The sequence below is a fragment of the Falsiporphyromonas endometrii genome (assembly GCF_042654485.1).
GTDB classification, from domain to species: Bacteria; Bacteroidota; Bacteroidia; order Bacteroidales; family Porphyromonadaceae; genus Porphyromonas; species Porphyromonas endometrii.
The window spans coordinates 1-18,983 of record NZ_JBHSGO010000024.1 but is presented as its reverse complement, the minus strand read 5'-3'; the positions used below and the strand labels follow the sequence as shown (position 1 = coordinate 18,983).

13 protein-coding genes and 1 pseudogene are annotated in these 18,983 nt (G+C 50.4%); 5 read left to right on the top strand and 9 right to left on the bottom strand.

What is annotated here, in order from left to right; translation table 11 throughout:
- Window positions 1-126 precede the first annotated feature (126 nt).
- The 6 genes and pseudogenes from ACFO3G_RS01305 to ACFO3G_RS01280 form a co-directional block, all read right to left on the bottom strand.
- Window positions 127-4,446 (bottom strand): annotated as a pseudogene (locus ACFO3G_RS01305) (N-6 DNA methylase); the annotation flags it as partial.
- Window positions 4,436-4,888: a DUF1896 domain-containing protein gene (locus tag ACFO3G_RS01300; protein WP_004304266.1), complete on the bottom strand. Its 453-nt coding sequence runs from the start codon at window positions 4,886-4,888 to the stop codon at window positions 4,436-4,438. The gene ACFO3G_RS01300 and the pseudogene ACFO3G_RS01305, both read right to left, overlap by 11 nt.
- A 162-nt stretch (window positions 4,889-5,050) precedes the next feature.
- On the bottom strand, window positions 5,051-7,138 hold the full coding sequence (locus ACFO3G_RS01295; RefSeq protein ID WP_004291456.1) for a type IA DNA topoisomerase: 2,088 nt from the start codon (window positions 7,136-7,138) through the stop codon (window positions 5,051-5,053).
- Between the two features lie 60 nt (window positions 7,139-7,198).
- A complete protein-coding gene (locus ACFO3G_RS01290) occupies window positions 7,199-8,770 on the bottom strand; it encodes a DUF3945 domain-containing protein (protein WP_004291455.1) in 1,572 nt (523 codons plus the stop codon).
- 20 nt (window positions 8,771-8,790) lie between these two features.
- Entirely contained in the window at window positions 8,791-9,141 is a 351-nt protein-coding gene (locus ACFO3G_RS01285) for a helix-turn-helix domain-containing protein (RefSeq protein ID WP_004291454.1), read from the bottom strand.
- A gap of 3 nt (window positions 9,142-9,144) precedes the next feature.
- Window positions 9,145-9,570, bottom strand: a complete 426-nt coding sequence (locus tag ACFO3G_RS01280) for a helix-turn-helix domain-containing protein (RefSeq protein WP_004291432.1) — start codon at window positions 9,568-9,570, stop codon at window positions 9,145-9,147.
- Between the two features lie 138 nt (window positions 9,571-9,708).
- Here ACFO3G_RS01280 and ACFO3G_RS01275 point away from each other — a divergent pair, with 138 nt between their 5' ends.
- Together ACFO3G_RS01275 and ACFO3G_RS01270 are read left to right on the top strand one after the other, a co-directional pair.
- Window positions 9,709-10,008 (top strand): helix-turn-helix domain-containing protein, encoded by a 300-nt coding sequence (locus ACFO3G_RS01275; RefSeq protein ID WP_004291426.1) that lies wholly within the window; start codon window positions 9,709-9,711, stop codon window positions 10,006-10,008.
- 31 nt (window positions 10,009-10,039) lie between these two features.
- Entirely contained in the window at window positions 10,040-10,345 is a 306-nt protein-coding gene (locus tag ACFO3G_RS01270; RefSeq protein ID WP_004291424.1) for a helix-turn-helix domain-containing protein, read from the top strand.
- A 77-nt stretch (window positions 10,346-10,422) separates the two neighbouring features.
- Here ACFO3G_RS01270 and ACFO3G_RS01265 read toward each other — a convergent pair whose 3' ends face one another.
- Both ACFO3G_RS01265 and ACFO3G_RS01260 read right to left on the bottom strand, forming a co-directional pair.
- On the bottom strand, window positions 10,423-10,785 hold the full coding sequence (locus ACFO3G_RS01265; protein WP_004291423.1) for a hypothetical protein: 363 nt from the start codon (window positions 10,783-10,785) through the stop codon (window positions 10,423-10,425).
- Between the two features lie 11 nt (window positions 10,786-10,796).
- On the bottom strand, window positions 10,797-12,032 hold the full coding sequence (locus ACFO3G_RS01260; protein ID WP_008653387.1) for a site-specific integrase: 1,236 nt from the start codon (window positions 12,030-12,032) through the stop codon (window positions 10,797-10,799).
- Between the two features lie 362 nt (window positions 12,033-12,394).
- Between ACFO3G_RS01260 and ACFO3G_RS01255 the strand changes: the two genes are divergently transcribed.
- The 3 genes from ACFO3G_RS01255 to ACFO3G_RS01245 all read left to right on the top strand — a co-directional run bounded on the left by ACFO3G_RS01255 (window position 12,395) and on the right by ACFO3G_RS01245 (window position 17,714).
- On the top strand, window positions 12,395-15,679 hold the full coding sequence (locus tag ACFO3G_RS01255) for a type I restriction endonuclease subunit R (protein ID WP_380077240.1): 3,285 nt from the start codon (window positions 12,395-12,397) through the stop codon (window positions 15,677-15,679).
- 140 nt (window positions 15,680-15,819) lie between these two features.
- Entirely contained in the window at window positions 15,820-16,917 is a 1,098-nt protein-coding gene (locus tag ACFO3G_RS01250) for an AAA family ATPase (protein WP_380077238.1), read from the top strand.
- Window positions 16,914-17,714 carry a hypothetical protein gene (locus ACFO3G_RS01245; RefSeq protein WP_380077236.1) on the top strand — a complete coding sequence of 267 codons (801 nt, stop codon included), beginning with the start codon at window positions 16,914-16,916 and terminating at the stop codon, window positions 17,712-17,714. The genes ACFO3G_RS01250 and ACFO3G_RS01245 overlap by 4 nt, the downstream gene beginning before the upstream one ends.
- A 118-nt stretch (window positions 17,715-17,832) precedes the next feature.
- Here the strand turns inward: ACFO3G_RS01245 and ACFO3G_RS01240 are convergent.
- Window positions 17,833-18,983: IS1182 family transposase (locus ACFO3G_RS01240; protein ID WP_380077234.1), on the bottom strand; the 1,151-nt coding region annotated here is incomplete at its 5' end.

Below are 18,983 nucleotides of genomic sequence, written 5' to 3'. Positions count from 1 at the left end.
CCGGGCGGACGCCAATCCCCCCGGTGTTTTTCATGTCCGCCTGACGGATGAACAAAACAATGAAATGAAATGATTAATTTTGACTCAAAGATAAACCTCCTTTACACACTTTTTGGGATACTACCGATGATCTTCGTAATTCGGGTCTATCATGCGCATGTCGAGTGCCATTTTCCGGGCATAGTCCGTGGCGATGAGCATCTTCGCCTTTTCTTCCGTTTCCGAAAGCGGCAGCCTGCCCAACAAGGTGGCATCGCCCGTCTTGGCGAACTGCATCAGTTTCTGTATGAAGTCCTCCTGTTCCGGCGTGGGCGGTATATGGTGCAGTATCTCGTTCTTGGCAGGACGGTCAACGCCCACATCCTCCGCCGTGCGGTAGTCCGTGATTTCATTATAGAAGGCGGCAAGCTCCGGCACTTTGATGAAGTAGCGGAAACGCTCCTTCTGGACCACATTGTTCGTCACGTTAAATTCAAAATCCGTCGTCTTCTTGGCAAATATCGCCGCCCAAGCGTCGAAACACCTTATGTCCTGCCGTTCCAGCTCCTTCGGGCGCAGGTACTTGAACAGCAGGTACAATTCAGTCAGTGAGTTGCTGATAGTCGTGCCGGAGAGGAAGGTCGCACCCAAGTCTTTTCCTGTGCGCTCCTGTATGGTGCGTATGGCAAAGAGCATGTTAAGTGCCTTCTGGCTTCCCTCGCTGTTTCCCAATCCCGCCACACGGTCGTGGCGCGTGTTGAAAGTCAGATTCTTGAACTGGTGGCTCTCATCTATGAAGATGTGGTCGATGCCCATCTGCTTGAAATCCACCACGTCGTCCGTGCGTGACTTTATGGCGTGTTCCACCTTCTCCAGCTTCGCTTCAAGGTTGTGCTTGCGCTTCTCCAATCCTTTCAGCATCGCCCGCGACACGTTCTTTCCCTGCTGCCGTAGCACTTCGAGGTTTTCCTCCACCGTGTCAAGCTCTGCTTGCAGGATGCGCTGCTGCAATTCCGGCGACTGCGGTATCTTGCCGAACTGGTCGTGCGACATGATGACGCAATCGTAGTCGTTGTTCTTTATATTATTGAAGAAGCGCACACGGTTGGCGGTCGAAAAGTCCTTCTCCGAAGCGTACAGAATACGTGCGTTGGGATATGCCGCCTGATAGGTGGCTGCAATCTCCGCAACGTTGGCTTTCAGCCCGATAATCATCGGCTTGTGTGCCAAATTCAGACGCTTCATCTCATGCGCGGCGATGCACATTATCAGCGTCTTACCGGTTCCCACCTCGTGGTCGCAAATTCCGCCGCCGTTCTGTTTCAACATCCAGACGCAATCCATCTGTGAGGGATAGACGCTCTTGATACCCCGGCTTGCCAGCCCTTTCAGGTTGAGGTCGGGAAAGGTCTGATGGGAGCCGTCGTAGCGCGGGCGCACGAAACAGTTGAACTTGCGGTTATACATCGTCACAAGCCGCTCCTTGAACTGCGGCGACTGCTCTTCGAGCCATTCGGAGAAGCCGTTTCGTATCTCGTCAATCTTGGCGTTGGCGAGTTGTATTCCCTCGCTGTCGCGCATCTTGATGTCGTTGCCATGCTCGTCCTTGCCGATGGACTTCATCATGTCAGGGCAGGTGTTGTGCAGGGCGTGTTTTAGGAGGTGCATACCGTCATAGTTCCGGTAATACCCCTTCACCAGAAACTCGTCCGTGATTTTCATGGTGCGGTAGCCGCACACCACCGAAAACTCGTCCATGCTTGCGGAATAGGCGATTTTCACCTCCGTGTCGAACAGCCGGCTCATGTAGGCGGCATAGACACCCGTCGGAATCCAGCGTTCCCCGAAATTGAAGTCCAGATCCTCGAAGGCGATGCGCTGCGGCTCGGCATCTTTCAGAGCCTCCAACGCCTGCTTCACCTCCGGCATACGCTCATTTTCGGGATTGTCACCCATCCATGCCTCTATGCGTTCCGCTTTCTCTATGACATTTCCGGCGATGAAACGGTCTTTGATTTCGTAACCGGTCACGAGCGGATTGTAGTAGATGCGCCCTTGCAGGGCAGTGAGCAAATCCTCCGCCGTGCTGTCGGTTATCTCCCGCATATAGTCGAGATTGACCGTACCATATTTGTTGAGCGACGCAGACAGGGCTTCTTCGGGAGAGCCTACGTTGGCATGGCTCTCCACCGCGAAGGAAACAGGATGCTCGAAGATGTCCGCCTTGACGAACTTTCCGTTTTCCATCCGTTCCAGCGAAAGGATGTCGCGCCCGCCCGCATCCATCATCACTAACTTCACGTTCTGCTTGGCGTTGAGGTTGCCGTAGCGCATGACAAACTCATCGTAACAGGTATTCAGATGCTCTCGCCACGGAACATTTGCCTCGCGCCGGAGCGATTCATAACGGTACAGACGCTCGTAGGCGTCACGCAGCGACACATACAACAACGCCTTTTCCTTCTGGTATCCTTTCAGGTCGAGCGGCTGGAATGTCGCCCCGTATGGCGTGATGTCTTTCAGGTAGCCGATGTTATGACGCCCCCGGTCAGCCACCAGCGACCCTTCGCGCAGGTGCATCTCCGGCGTGCGGTGGTAGGCACGCGGAGAAAGGTCCACGACTTCCTCCTTCGGCTTTTCCGCTTCGATGTCGGGGAAAAGGAAAGTCCCCACCGCTTCCGATGGGGTATCTGTAACGGCAGGTGCGGCGACTGCCTCCGGCTGTGTTTCCTCCTGTCGTGGCTGCTCACGGGAAGTTTCCGGCACGGCTTTCACTTCCGTCTTTTCCGCCACTTGTTTCTCGTTATGCTGCCTTGCCAGTTCCCGAAGTTCTTTCCTACGCTCCGGCGTCAAACCCATCATCATTTCATAGAAACCGTTGATGGGAGGATTGGTATCCCAGTCCAGTGTGGCATAGATGTCGTCCGGGTCGGCAGGCTTGGCGGTGTTCTCCGCTTTCACCTCCTTATTCTCCATTGCGGGTTTTGCAGTTGGAGCTGTCGGTGTAACCGTGACTTTCGGTTTGGGCGGAGTGGACTTTGCCGTAACTGCCTTTTTCACCGTCTTTTTCTTTTTGGAGGTTTTCGGTTGGCTGACCTCTTCCGTCATCCCCCAGAGGTCAAGCAGGGTGAGCTGCACGCCTGCGGAATATTGCGGGCGCGGTTCTATCTCCGGCTTTTCATCTGCGGGTTGCGGCTTTTCTGTCGGAGTTTCCACCGTCTGCGCCGAGGATACTGTTTCCAATTTTATGGCAGGACGCTCTACTTTATTTTGAACGGCAACTTTTTCTTCCGTTCCTGCCTGCCGGATTGAACCCGAATACAAGCGCATGGCAAGCCTGTAATGGAAATCCTCGTCGAGCATACGGCGCAAATCCCCGGCGATGCCTGCTGCCTTGCCCTCGTGCAGATAAACCATAGCGGGCTTCCCGTAGGGGTCTGTGTCAAGTTTCGCCATCGTATGCACGATGCGTTCCGGGTGGTGGATGAAATAGGCGTTGTCGGTCAGGGCGGTTTTCGTGTCCGTCTGTATCACGGTCATCAGCCGCTCGTCCTGCGACATTTCCTTCTTGCTGAGGTTCTTTTGCAGGACAATCAGGTCACTGCCCACCTCCGTGCCCGCGTTGTCCGTGAACAGGTTGTTGGGCAGGCGTATCGCGGATACCAGATTGGCCTGACTGAACAGCTCGTTACGCACGGAGGTCTTGGTGCTATTCAATACCCCTTGCGAGGTGATGAACGCCACGATACCGCCGTCACGCACGGCATCCAGTCCTTTGAGAAAGAAATAGTTGTGGATGGTTTTCTGGGCGGAGCGTCTGCCGAAAGAGTCGCTCCGCTGAAACTCCGCGTCGAACACGGCAATGTCACCGAACGGAATGTTGGACACCGCCAAGTCGAAATAATTGTTGAACGGTCTTTCGATTTTCTCAAAACCGCAGGTGCGCATTTTCTGGTCGGGATAGAGATGCCTCAAGATTGTACCCGTGAGCAGATCCTTCTCGAAAGCCATCACATCCGCATTGGGGCTGTGCCGCAGCATGGAATCCACGAACACGCCGACACCTGCCGACGGTTCGAGCATACGGGCGGGGCGGACGCTGTAATCTGCCAGCACGTCCGCGATGGTGTCGGTTATCTCTTTGGGGGTGTAGAAAGCGGTCAGCACGGACGCTTTCAGCGAATCCACAAACCGCTTGTACTCTGTTTCGTCCTTGCTGTTCTCACGGATAAGCCTGTGCAGCTCCACCGTCGGGGCGAACAGTTCGAGGTCGGATTTCGCCCACCGGACGGCATCCGTCAGTTCCTTTGCAGGGTTGAGGATACATTTCAGACCGCCGAAACCGCAGTACCTTTGAAGTATGGCACGCTCTTCGGTTGTCGCTGTCCTATTTTCCCTGTCAAGGATGAATGCCGTCCGTATCGCCTCGATGTTGTCCCGCAGTTTCTGTTTGCGGTTAAACGCCATATTCGTCTAAGTAAAGGACGGTTGCTCCCGTCAGCTCCGTGTAGAGCAGGTCGTAATCGGAAGACAGGGCGAAATTGTCATCCGAGAGGTCATAGACGGAGAACACGTTGCCGACAAGCGGCAGCAGTTTCAGGACAAAGGCTTCACGCTTCTCTTCCGGCACTTCATCGGCAAACTCGTTTTCCACGACTTCGCGGAGGATGGCGTAACGGGAATAATGCAGCCCGCGCAGCAGCGTGTCCATCGCCAGTTCCTGCGCACCATCGGCGGGATAGCCTTCAAGCCGTGCCCTCTCATACGTTTCGGCGGCACGGTCGGCCCGTTCCCGTATGAAAGCGGTGTCGTCAGCCTGTTCAAACTTGTTCGTGCGGAGATAGTCCAGCAGGTACAGACCGTAATAGGAAAAGTCGGTCTGACCCTCGTTTTTCTTCTTGTTGTTCATTACTTTGGATTTAGCGGATTGATAATTAACGGGATAATCGGTTGGAAAAAGGAAGAAAAAGGCACTCGGTATCCCTCCGAGTGCCACCACTAAATCCAAAGTATGAGTGTAATCCGGTATCGAAGAACAATTCATTACTCTGAACAAGTGGCAAAGTTAATACTATTTCTTCCGTCCTGAAAATTTCTTGTCCTTTTTAGCCTCCGGGAACACAAAAGTCGTGTTATATTCCCCGTCAAAGGCGACAACAGCATCGAAACTCTTGCCCTGTTTGCTCTTGAACCCTTTGAGCAGCTTGGTATGCCCTTCGGTGAGCAGGTCTTTGATTTCATCGTCGGACAGGGTGCGTCCCGCTTTCAGCCGGAACACGGGCAGTCCGCACTCCGTGTTGTCGCAGCGTACCACCTTGCCGTAGAACCGCATCCTGCCCGTGCCACACTTGGGACACGCGCAGCCGGAGTCACGGCTGCCGAAGAGCTTGTCGCACGAGATCAGTTCGGAGGTTATCTCACGTGTGTACGCCTCTATCTCCTTGCGGAAGGTGTCGTCGGACAGTTCCCCGCGCTCGATACGCGCCAGCTCCTTTTCCCATTCGCCCGTCATGGCAACATCGGCGATGCGCATCGTCTTGACGACGGAATTGAGGGCAAGTCCTTTTTCGGTGGGAACAAGCGACTTCTTGCAGCGTTCCATGTAACCGCGCTTGAAAAGCGTTTCGATGATGGAGGCGCGTGTGGCGGGAGTACCGATGCCACAGTCCTTCATCGCCTGCCGCAGTGCGTCGTCCTCAATTTCCTTGCCCGCCGTTTCCATTGCCGAGAGCAGGGTGGCTTCGGTATGCAGCGGCTTGGGTTTGGTCTTTCCTTCGGTAATGGACGAGCCTTTCGGTGTCAGCGTGTCGCCTTCCTGCCAGCCGGGGATGGTAATTTCCTCTTTTTCCTCGCCATAGACGGCACGCCATCCGGTTTGCTTCACGACGCTGCCTTTTACGGTAAACTCCACTCCGGCACATTCCGCCGTGACAGTGGTCACATCCTTGACGCATTTCTCAGAGAATGCCTCGACCATGCGCCCGGCAATCATCTGATAGATGGTATTGTCCTCTTTGGAGAGGAAGAGCGGTTTCTCACCCGTGACGAGCAGGGCATGGTGGTCTGTCACCTTGCCGTCGTCCACGCTGCGGCGTGTCGGGGCGGCTTTTGCCCGCACCTTGTCTTTCCATTCGGGCTGTGTGCCGATGAAAGCGAGCAGTTTGGGAATTTCGGCAAACACGTCTTCGGGGATGTAGCGGCTTCCCGTTCTCGGATAGGTTATCAACTTCTTTTCGTAGAGTTTCTGCGCGATTTCAAGCGTCTGTTCCGCCGTGAAGCCGTGCTTGGCGTTGGCTTCTTTCTGGAGCGTGGTCAGGTCGTAGAGCAAGGGAGTTTCCTCCGTCTTCTCCTTGCGCTCGGCTTTCGTGACAGTGGCGCAACCTGCCGCCTTTACCTTATTATATAGTTCCATCGCCGGTTCTTTCTCTTTCCATTTCTCGGAGGATGAGAATTTCACGACTTCGCCGTCGCAACCGTCCGTTGCGATATGGAGCTGCCAGAATGCTTCGGACGTAAAGCGGCGGTTCTCCCAGTAGCGTTCACATACCATAGCCAACGTTGGTGTCTGCACCCGCCCCACGGAATACGTGCCGTGTCCGGCGGCGATGGATAACGCCTGTGTGCCGTTGATGCCCACGAGCCAGTCGGATTCGCTCCGCGCTTTGGCGGCGAGGTAGAGGTTGTCGTATTTGCTGCCGTCTTCGAGTTTCCGCAGTCCCTCGCGGATAGCTTTGTCGGTGAGAGAGCTGATCCACAGGCGCACGAAAGGAGTGGTGCAACCCGTATAGTGGTAGAGGTAGCGGAAGATAAGCTCTCCCTCGCGTCCGGCATCGGTCGCCACGATGATATGTTCGCTTGTGTCGAACAGTCTTTTGATGACTTTTATCTGCGACACCACGCCGCTGTCGGGCTTGTAACCTTTCTCCGTCCTGACCTGACGGGGGACGAGCGTGAATGTGTCGGGAATAATCGGGAGGTTGTCACGGACAAATCCGCGCACGCCGTAGCCGTCGGGCATGGCAAGCTGAACGAGGTGTCCGAATGCCCATGTCACGGCATAACCGCCTCCCTCGAAATATCCTTCCTCTCTCTTTGTCGCGCCCACGATGCGGGCGATTTCACGTGCCACGGAGGGCTTTTCTGCAATGATTGTCTTCATGTCTTCTTCTTTTTTGTTGATACTTTGGATTTTATTTTGGATTCAGTGGCGGACACGGGATTACATTTTCATGCCCTTGCCCGTTTTCTTCTGCGGCTTCTCCTGCTGCTGTTGCTGGCGGGCGTCCTTCGGGTTGGTCTGACCTTTCTGCAACGGCTCTCTCAGATTCTTTGTAGCCTCGTTGGTCTTGCCATCGTTGTTCACCGCCACCTGCGTGCGGCTCTCGTTGGACGGAGCAACCTGCTGTGCATTGTCAGGGTTCGTGTCGTAGCGGTACGGGCGTCCCTTCTCCGGGTTGAACTTGATATACATCGTGGCATGGAAGCCCTGCTTGTCGGTCACGTTCTCCAGCTTCACGGCTTTACCCGCCACATAGTCGGCTTTCTGCTGGTCGGTGAAGCTCACGCCGCTCCATTTGCTGATGGGGCGGATGCTGCCGTCCTCGTTCGTCCACGTGTTGCGGCGTTGCTCCTTCTTGGTCTGTGCGGCATTTTCCCCGCCCTGCGCCTGACTTTTCGATGTGTCGCCTTTGGTTTCCTGTGTCTGTGCGGTACGGGGCGACTTGCCGGTTCCCGGCACGAACTCCACGCCGCGCTGCTCCACGTTCACTTGCAGGGTGGTGACGAACTTTCTGCCGTCGTTGCGCTCGATGAGCTTGTCGCGTACGGGCAGTCCGGCGCGGAGCATGTCCCGCTCCTGCGTGGTGATTTCCGTCTTGCCGATGCGCTCCGGGATGCGCACCCTGCTTGCCGGAATGTCCGTGATTTCATTCGTCTTGCGGTCGATGCTGATGTAGGAGGGGATGATCTCGCCCGTTTCCCTGTCCACAATGTCCACGACCCTACCGAGATTGCCCGTTTCGCGGAGGTTCTTCCGGTCATTGTCGGAGAATTTGTGTTCCTTGTACTCATCCAGCTTCTGCTCCTTGCGGATGAAGTGCGGCACGAGGCTGATGTTTCCCTCACCGTCCTTCTTGAAGGAGAGGCGGGCGTCCAGCTCGAATGATTCGCCGCCGAAGGTCGGTTTGACCTTTACCAAGTCGGACTTGCCATAGTTGAGCATCTTCGTAAGGTCGCCGGACTTTTCAAGGTTGTCCCGCTTTACGCCCCATCTGTCCTCCAGCTCCTGCCAGTTGATTTTACTCTCGTCGATGGGCTGGTAGCCACGTTTGCCCTGCATCTGTTCGGATTTGTCCTGTTGCTGTTCTTTCCGTTGTTCCATGTTCTCCTGTTTTTGAGGTTCTTGTTTCTCTGTCTGTTGTGCTGCCATCTCTTCCTGCACCTTCTTCTCATAGTCGGAGGTGTCCACCTTGTGAGGGGCGAGCAGCTCCTTGTTCGCTTCGGGGTCTTTCAGCAGTTGCTTCATCACCTCTAAGAGATTTTCAGCTTGGTCTGCCGCAATGCGGTAGAAACCGAAGCGGCTGGGTTCCTTGCACTGCCGGAAGAAGTTCTTGAAGAAGTTGTCCAGCACGTCGCCATGTCGGTCGAATTGCAGGAAACTCTGCGCGTTCTCCGCTTTTGCGGGGGTGCGCTTGGGTGTGCCGTCCGCGTTCAGCCCGGCTACCACGCTGATCTCGCCTGTCTTCTCGTCACGGACTACCAGCACGTCCTTTTCGTCTTTTTTCTTTGCCATCTGAAAAATGTTTTAATGGGTTATTTATGAAAGAAATTATGGATACGAGCCTTGTAGAAGGCTATATCTTCCTTTTTGAAGTCCTTGATATGGTTGGAAAGGAATGTCAGCACGTCCTCCTCGCTGTAATAGGTCTTCTTGCCCAGCGTCTTGTAGGGCAATGCGCCTACGCTGCGGTAGCGTTGGAGGGTGCGTTTGCTTATCTGGAGCAACATGCACAAATCCTGATTGTCGAAAAGGCGGATGCTTTCCGTGATAGTGGGCTGTTTCCCCTCAGCCTTCATCGCCAGCAGCAGTTCGTCCTGACGGTCGAGCCGTTCCATCAGCTTCTGCATCCAGCCCTCGAAGTTGTTTCGTGTGAGCAGTTCCATGACCTATGTCCTCCTTCCTTTTGGTTTGCCGCCCGTGCGCAGCGTGTGGTTGTGGAACAGGGTGTCTATTGTCCCTTCCTCGTTCCTTACTGTGTTGTCCTCCAATAGCCGCAGTATCTCGGAAAGGCGGTAGCGGCAGCTTCCGCGTACCACCACATACTCGATACGGTGGTCGGTGCGCATACGCTGCATGGTGCGCTTGCTCACGTTGAGCATCTTCGCCGCCTGTGCCGTGTCAAGCAGCTTGTCTTCGGTTTCCCGCTTCCGTTTCTTCTCGTCCCTTGCCTCGCGGATGTACCCTGCGATGTTCGCAATCTGCGCCATCATCTCCTTGTAGGCGGAACTTTCCATTGTTATCACTTTCATGTTCAGTCCTTTCTTTTTGTTTCTGCGACAAAATTCGGCAATAAACAAAAGGGGCTTTAACAACTCACTACGTGACTCACGTAAGATTTTTGCGGAAGATGGCTCCGTAACCCGGTCAAACGGCGCAACAGGCAGCCTTTCAGCGGAAAACGATACGTCTTGTATGCCGTTTCGTTACCTTTGCGGCAAACTCTAAATGACATGAATATGGAAATAGTATCTATCGAGAAAAAGACTTTCGAGATGATGGTGGCGGCATTCGGCGCACTCTCGGAGAAGGTCGCCGCCCTGAGGCGCAAAAGCGACACGGGGCGCATGGAAAGATGGCTCACGGGCGAGGAGGTCTGCGGGCAGTTGAGAATAAGCCCGCGCACGTTGCAGACGCTGCGTGACAGGCGGCTTATCGGCTACTCGCAGATAAACCGCAGGTTCTATTACAAGCCAGAGGAGGTGAAGCGGCTGATACCGCTTGTCGGCACGCTCTATCCGCACGGCAGATGATTTGATTTATTCACCCACTGAATCCGAAGTTATGATGAACGAGAACAACGATGTTTTTACGATGGAAGACGAGCCGATAGCCTCTGTGGTGCAGGATATGCGCAAAGGCTCGAAATGGCTGTCCGCATTTCTGGAAAGCTACCGTCCTCCGCTGGACGGGGAACGTTACCTGACGGACGGCGAGGTGTCGGAACTGCTCCGTGTGAGCCGGCGCACCTTGCAGGAATACCGCAACAACCGCGTGTTGCCCTTCATACTTTTGGGAGGGAAGGTGCTTTACCCGGAAACGGGGCTGCGCGGGGTACTGGAAGCGAACTACCGCAAGCCGCTGGAGTGAGGCGGTTTCATGAAAAAGTAAACGGGTGACACCTTTTGTGGTGCTACCCGTTTACTTGTCTTATGGGGTATGTGCAATCAGCAATACCCGGCTTTTCCGTTCTGTATGAACATCACGTATGTCTGCCGTTTCTCTTGTGAGAGTGCCTTTCCCACCAGCCATGTGCGGAACAGGTGGGTGTTGTAGGTATTCACCCTGAAAGCGACCGGGATGATGATTTCAAGGGCGTACACGTCCGCGTGCAGCCCGTTTTCAAGCTGCATGTAGCGGCACACCTCGTAGTCGTTCAGCACGTCCGACTTGCGGACGGCTCTGATGGCGGCGTTCACTGCCGGGACGGTCGTATGGAACAATCCGGCTATTTCGGTGGCGGTCATCCACACGTCGTTACCGGTTACGCTGACTGCCTTGTCCTCGATGATGATTGTGTCACGTTTCATGGCTTTTCTTTTTAGATGGTGCAACCTGCAAATTCCTCGATTTGGTTCAATCTCGCGGCAAGGTTCTCCATGTCTTGATTGAGCTTCTCTTTGGTTATTTTCGCGTATATCTGCGTTGTCTTTATGCTCTTGTGTCCCAGCATGGAACTGACCGTTTCGATAGGTACGCCGTTGGAGAGGAACACCGTCGTGGCGGCCGTATGGCGGCTTTGATGCCATGTAATATGCTTGGTGATACCGCAACGCTTGGCGACGGTCCGGATTCCGGCAAGGCACGTGTTATAGTGGGGTACGGGGAATATCCTGCCGTCCCCGCACAGCCCACGGTATTTGTCGATGATGCGCTTCGCTATGTCGAGCATACGGATGTTGGACACCACACCCGTCTTCTGGCGGTTGATGTTTATCCACTCGTGTTCATCAAAGTAGGTGCGGATATTCTCTTCCGTCAGGTTGCGCATATCGGCGAACGACAAGCCCGTGAAGGCGCAGAATAGGTATAAATCACGATACAGTTCTTGCTTCGCATTCTTCAGCTTGCCTTCCATCAGCAGGCGGATTTCATCTTTCGTCAGAAAGCTGCGGGTCGTTTCCTCCTTCTTGATTTCATACTCACGGAACGGGTCGCGCGTGAGCCACTCATTGTTGATGGCGATGAACACCATCGTCCGAAGCGGGCAGACATACAGCCACACGGTATTGGTGCAGCAGTGTTTGTCCGTGCGCAGGAACATTTCAAAATCGGAAATGAAAGCGGGTGTAAGCTCTTTCAGGGCAATGTCCTTCACATGGTAGCGGATGGTGAGAAACTCTTGCAGGTGCTTGTAAACGATCTTGTACTTGTTAAACGTGCCTTTGGCTTTCATGCCTGCCTCCACCTGCTTGGCATAGTCCTCGTTGTGTTGCCGGAACACCTGCAACAGCGTGTGGTAGCGGTGTTCCAGTCCGAGAAAGGCGTTTTTCACCTTTTCCGCAGTGACGAAGTTGTCACGCTCCATGATTTCCTGATAGTGCTTGTTGATGCGTACGCGCATCTTGTCGAGCATACGGTTCGTTTCGAGTGCAGCCGTGCTTCTGCCCGTGACACGTCCTCCTTTGGTGTCCCACAGCTTGGGATCGACGGTCAGTTTGCAGCTGAACTGTGTTTGGCTTCCGTCCACCGTGATACGTCCCATGACGGGTACTGTCCCGTCCTTTTTCACTACCTGACGTTTGAGGTAGTAGATAACTGAAAATGTACTCTTCATCGTCCTTAATTTTTTTAGGTTCAAAATTAGTCGGTGAAGAATCCTTCGTCGGTACGCAAAACACGGAGGAACGGCGCAATCTTTTTCCGTAACCGGATTTATTGCGTGAGTTGTCAGTAACTCACTATATCACAATGTCTTGTTTTACCATTCTTACCCATTTCGTCACTTATATGGTGTGGTTACGAACAAGTAACGTAGCGACGTCTTGATTTGGCTTTTGCAAGGATTGTGGTGGCGTTGGAGAGAATCGGCAGCTTAAATGAAACCTCTGTAAATCAATTCTATTACTTCATTCTTCCGTATTCCACTTTTTTGTAGTAACTTTGTAACAGATATTATCTATTTATTTCTCATTCTCTATGACATTTGACAAGGAATCACAGTTTGAGTCTGCTGTAATAGATGCTCTTCAGCATAATGGTTGGCATACTACCGTACTTACGAATTATACGGAGTCTCAGCTTCTTCGCAACTGGGCAGATATTCTCTTCGACAACAACCGCGACATCGATCGTCTCAACGATTGCCCTCTTACGGATAGTGAGATGGCTCAGATCCTTGAGCAGATAGCACAACTCAAGACCCCTCTTAAGCTTAATGGCTTTATCAATGGCAAAACAGTCTCTATTACCCGTGACAATGCAGATGACAAGCTTCACTACGGCAAAGAGGTAAGTCTAAAGATCTACGACCGCATGGAGATTGCCGCCGGTCAGAGTCGCTATCAGATCGCTCAGCAACCTATCTTCAAAGGCCATAACGATATGCTCAACAGCCGTCGTGGCGATCTGATGCTTCTTATCAATGGTATGCCCGTCATCCATATTGAGCTCAAAAAGAGTGGTATTCCTGTCAGTCAAGCCTACAACCAGATAGAGAAATATGCCCACGAAGGGGTCTTTAGCGGTCTCTTCTCGCTTGTTCAGGTCTTTGTGGCGATGACCCCTGAAGACTGTGTCTACTTTGCCAATCCGGGTCCGGGTGGTCGCTTCAACAAAGACTTCTACTTCCATTGGGCCAACTTCAACAACCTTCCTATCTATGATTGGAAAGAGATTGTGTCGAGCCTTCTGCATATCCCCATGGCACATCAGCTGATTGGCTTTTATACGGTGGCAGACGATTCGGACGGCATCCTCAAAGTGATGCGCAGCTACCAATACTATGCTGCCAACAAGATCTCCGACACCGTTTCTAAGATCGACTGGGAAAACAAAGGCGCCGACCCATTGCACCAATTAGGGGGCTATGTCTGGCATACCACCGGCAGCGGCAAGACGATGACAAGCTTCAAGTCGGCACAACTCATTGCCAACTCCAAAGATGCCGACAAGGTGGTCTTCTTGATGGACCGTGTAGAGCTTGGCACACAATCGCTATACGAATACAGAGCCTTTGCAGATGAATGTGACGATGTGCAGGCAACCGAAAACACCCATCAGCTTATCACCAAGCTCAAAAGCACCAACCCCTCGGACACCCTGATTGTAACCTCTATTCAGAAAATGAGCCGTATCGAAGAAGATGAGGGAGGGCTCAACAAATCGGATATAGAGTCTATGCGCAAAAAGCGTATCGTCTTCATCGTCGATGAGTGCCACCGAAGCACCTTCGGAGATATGCTTATCAACATCAAAAATACCTTCCCCGATGCGGTCTTTTTTGGCTTCACCGGCACACCTATCTACGACGAAAATAAGAAGAAAGATTCGACCACTTCGACCATCTTCGGAGAGGAGCTGCACCGATACAGCATTGCCGACGGTATCAGAGATGGCAATGTGCTCGGCTTCGACCCTTACAAATGTCTCACCTACAAAGACAGAGACCTTCGCCAAGCGGTGGCCCTCGAAAAGGCCAAAGCAGATACCGTGGAGGAGGCTCTTCGGGACCATTCGAAGAGGAAGATCTATCAAAAGTATATGACGCTCGTACCGATGGCGGGCATCAAAGACGATGAGGGCAATTATCAGAGAGGTATCGAAGATGAAATCAAGATGGTACAGTACGATAGGCCCGAACATCGCGAGATGGTGGCAAAAGATATCCTCGACAACTGGATGACCCTTAGCATGGCGGGGAAGTTTCATGCCATCTTTGCCACCGCTTCGATCCCCGAAGCCATCAAATATTACCGCCTTATCAAAGAGAAGTATCCCCAACTGAAGGTGACGGCCCTCTTCGACTCCAACATAGACAACAATGGCAATGAGGAGCAAGACAAAGGCAAAGGGGCTCTCTACAAAGAGAACGGACTGCTCGAAATCATACAGGACTACAATGAGCGGTACGACAAAAGCTTCGATATCCCTACGCACGACAAGTTTAAGAAAGACATCTCTTCAAGGCTCTCACACAAAAAGCCTTACGAAAGGATAGAATATCAAAAAGAGGAGCAGCTCGACCTGCTTATCGTAGTGGATCAGATGCTCACAGGCTTCGACTCCAAATGGGTCAATACACTCTATCTGGACAAGATATTGAGATACGAAAACATTATTCAGGCCTTCTCAAGAACCAACAGACTCTTCGGACCGGACAAACCTTTTGGCGTCATCAGGTATTACCGCAAGCCACATACTATGGAGAAAAACATTGAGGCGGCCATCAAATACTATTCGGGAGACCGCAAAGTGGATATGTTTGTCGAAAGACTTCCCCAAAACATCAAAAAGATACAGCAATACAAAAGGGAGATCGAAGAGCTGTTTGAGCATGCACGCATACCCAATATGGACAGATTGCCGGACGACCCCACAGAGAAAGGGGAGTTTGCCAAGCTATTCCGAAAGCTCAACAAGCATCTCGAGGCGGCAAGAGTACAAGGATTCAATTGGCAACAGCAAGAATATTCCTTCGATAGCGATGACAAAATCATATTGGACAACCAAGGCCTCAACGATCAGCAAGAAGAGTGCGACCTTACCACAGCTTCCCAATATGAAACAGAAATGGACTATCTAAAATTGGACCTTCCCAACGACAAAGAGACGCCCAAGGTTATCCGAGTAGATTTCGAAGAGCCCGATTACCTTAAGATGGCTCAGAGATACAAGGAGCTGGCACCTCAAAGCTTGACACCAAACGAAGATATAGCCTACGACATAGATGGATATTTGACCGAGATAGATACGGATAAGATTGACAATGACTATATGAATTCGAGGTTCGAAAAGTATCTTCGCAATCTGGAGCAGCCCAATATATCACCACAAGAGCTAAAAGAAAGCCTCAACGAACTGCATAGCTCATTCTCTTATCTTAGCAATGAAGAGCAAAAGTTTGCCAATATCTTCCTACACGACATAGAGAGTGGAAATGTGGTGATACAAAAAGGGAAGTCCTTCAGAGAATACATCACCGAATATCAGCTCAAAAACAAAGCAAACCAAATCGAAAAAATCAACGAAGCATTGGGGGTAGACAAAGAAATGCTGCAAAAGATACTCCTCGCTCACGTCACAGAAGACAACCTCGACGAGTACAGCAGATTTACAAACCTCCAAAAGACAATAGACAGAGACAAAGCAAAGCAATACTTCGAAAAAATAACAGGCAAGAAAATACCACCCTTCAAAGTGGCAAGAGACGCATCCCTCCTACTAAGAGAATTTGTCCTAAAAGGAGGCATAGATATAGAGTAACCTCAAAACCCCAACCAAGAAAAAGCAAAAGACAGACGAAAGATAATAGGAAATGAAGGTAAAGGTTGGCATGCTCCGTAATTTTCTTACGGCGTTATACCAAAATGTTTATCTTTGCATATAACTAATTGACTGTAGGTATGCTTAAGAAATTTGCCGTAACAAACTTTCGTGGCTTTAAGGACAAAATCGAGTGGGATCTCTCTCATCCGAGCAATTATGAGTTCAACAAAAAGGCTGTCAAAGATGGTATTATCAACAATGGTATCATCTATGGCCCGAATGGAGCAGGAAAGTCTAATTTCTCATTGGCCATCTTCGATATAGAGAATCATCTTAGCCAGAAGATGAAGCAAGCCGACTATTACCAAAACTTTGTGTATGCCGGTAATCCCGAGGAACAGGTAAAGTTTGAATATCTGTTTCAGTTTGGATCTGATGAGGTGGGTTACATGTATTCAAAAGATGCAAAGGGCAATCTTTGTGATGAGCAACTGCTAATAAATAATCAGGAGGTCTTTAAGAAGACAAGTGATGAGTTTCGGATAATAAATGAGTTTGCTATGAGTGACAACTCAAAAGAGGGTATCATGAATAGTGCCAATAACCTTTCGATCGTTAATCTACTGCTCAGCTCTTTTCCCTTGAGCAATCAGCACTATCTCATCAAACTGCAAAACTTTGTCAACTCAATGCTATGGTTTAGAAGTTTGAAAGCCGATGAATACATTGGTTTAGAATCAGGAGCTACTCAAATGGAACAATATATCATTGAGCATAAACTCACTGACGACTTCCAAGATTTCATTGCAAAAGTTAGTGATCAAAGATTTGATTTTGTGACTCCTAAAGCCGGAGACAAACAGCTATACTGCAAAATAGAAGCAGCACAAATACCCTTCTCCCAAATTATTTCTACAGGCACACAGTCTCTAATTCTCATCTATTTTTGGCTAACGCTTCTTGACAAAGCCTCTTTCGTATTTGTTGATGAGTTTGATGCTTTCTATCATTTCAAGCTATCCTTTGAAGTATGCAAACGATTGTTTGCCCAAGATTGTCAAGTATTCCTCTCATCTCACAATACCTATTTGATGACCAATGATTTGTTGCGACCTGATTGCAACTTTATCTTAAACAACAATCAAATCAAATCTCTGATAAATTGCACAGAAAAGGAGCTGCGCTTCGGACATAACATTGAGAAACTTTATAGAGGAGGTGCATTCAAGTCGTGATATTATTCGTATTTGAAGGCGCCAAAGCAGAGCCCAAAATATACGAGACCATCAAGTCTTTGTATTTTGCACATGGCAATGAAGAGGTTATTTATATTTTCAACAGCAATATCTATGCCCTATATGACCGCATTTGTAGAGAATATGCAGACTTCGAGGATATAGAAGGAGCCACTGATATCATCTCCCTCTTGCGAGACCTATACCCCGATAGTGATTTGGCAAAACTCGAAACAACCTCAGATATTGATCAGATCTTTCTCTTCTTTGACTACGACTTCCAGCATGTATTCCATATACTAAAGCGACAACCTAATAGAAATATCAAAGAAGTTATCGAGGAAGACAACCAAAAGATACAGGCAATGCTCCGATTCTTTGATGAAGAGACTAATATGGGTAAGCTTTATATCAATTATCCAATGGTCGAATCGCTCAAATTCACCAAGAAGATGCCCGACAAAGACTTCTTCACTTACCGGGTAACGCTCTCAGATTGTCATGGGAAGTTTAAAAAAATAGCCGATCAATTTACTGATTATCATGGCTATTATGGTCTGCTAATAGACAAGAAATTGGATATAAAAGTATTGCGAAAGAATTGGGAATATTTGAAAGAGCAGAATGTCACTAAAGCCAACTTTCTTTGCAATGACATAATAGCACCACCGATAAACAAAGAGGCGATAGGACAAAGCAAGATTTTTGAGGCCCAGATAGAAAAGTACAATAAAGACGGGACAATAGGTATCCTCAATTCTTTTCCTCTATTCATATATGAATATTTTAAGTCCTAACATCACCGACGGGGCTCTTAGTAGATGGATACATATGAAACTTTGAATAAAAAGGGGCTGTGTCATTATTCGTAATGATTCAGCCTCTATTTTTTTAGCAACCTCTCATTTTTTGAATTTAAGCAGCCAATTTTTGGATGGGAGCTACCATTGGACTCACAGGAACTCCTAAAACAGATAAATAGGCCCTATATGGCGTATTATCCGGCGAATTTCCTCCGTTTTTCTTGGTTTTCAGCCTCTTTGCAGCCATTTTCTTGATGTTAAAGGCCATGGCAAGGAAGGTAAAGTCCATTGTAATCATGTCTTTACCAAAATGTCGAAAGCGTCTGTAATGCATATTGGCTTTGATCTGCCCAAAGACCGCTTCGGGTTCGATGCATCGTCGGCCCCGATGTCTGATCCCCTCGGGCGATGTCAGTCTCTCTCTTGCTCTTTGCTTGTAATGCATCAGTTTGTGATCCATCAGAATCGTCCGACAAGGTTGCTTGGATCGATAGCACAATCCTCTCAGCGGACAACCTTCGCATCTTTGGGCACGATATACGGCGTAGGTTAAGAGGTGACCGCTTTGACTTTTCTTGTGCCGGGTTCCTATACGCTCAAGATGCTGCCCCATGGGACAGACGTAATAGTCTTGAGCCTCATTGTAATAAAAGTTTTCGCCACTGAACGGATTGGGACGATAACGAGGTCTCTGTTCGATATGAAAACGATTATACTTGACATAGGCCTCTATATCCGCCTGATGCATGTAATCATAATTCTCCTCGGAACCATAGCCCGAATCTGCAACAACGGTGGAAGGATGAAAACGAAATCTTGAAAAAGAGCCATCAAGGAAAGGAATCAAGGTGAGCGTATCGGTGGGATTGTGAAAGAAATCGAAGTGGGTGATAAACTGATTCTCGGTCGCTATCTGCAGATTGTAGCCGGGTTTGGTCTGACCGTTGTTCATGGCATCCTCTTTCATGCGCATGAATGTGGCATCCGGATCTGTTTTGGACATGGAGTTTCTTTCCCCCATGGCAGCTAAGCGAGAGTCATATTCCTGCAATTTGCGACTGTGCTCCTCCAGGTCTTTTACCTGTCTTTTCTTCTGCCGCATCCGGGCTTTATCCTCTTTGGTCGCGGGTGCAGGTCTCGTCTCGAGCGAATTCTTCAGTTCCGATGCGATATGTCGAACCATCTCGGGTGTGAACTCGACTTCTCCCTCTTGCAAAGCATTTTCTTGGGCAACGGATTCGTCGATCTGATCAAGCAAAACGG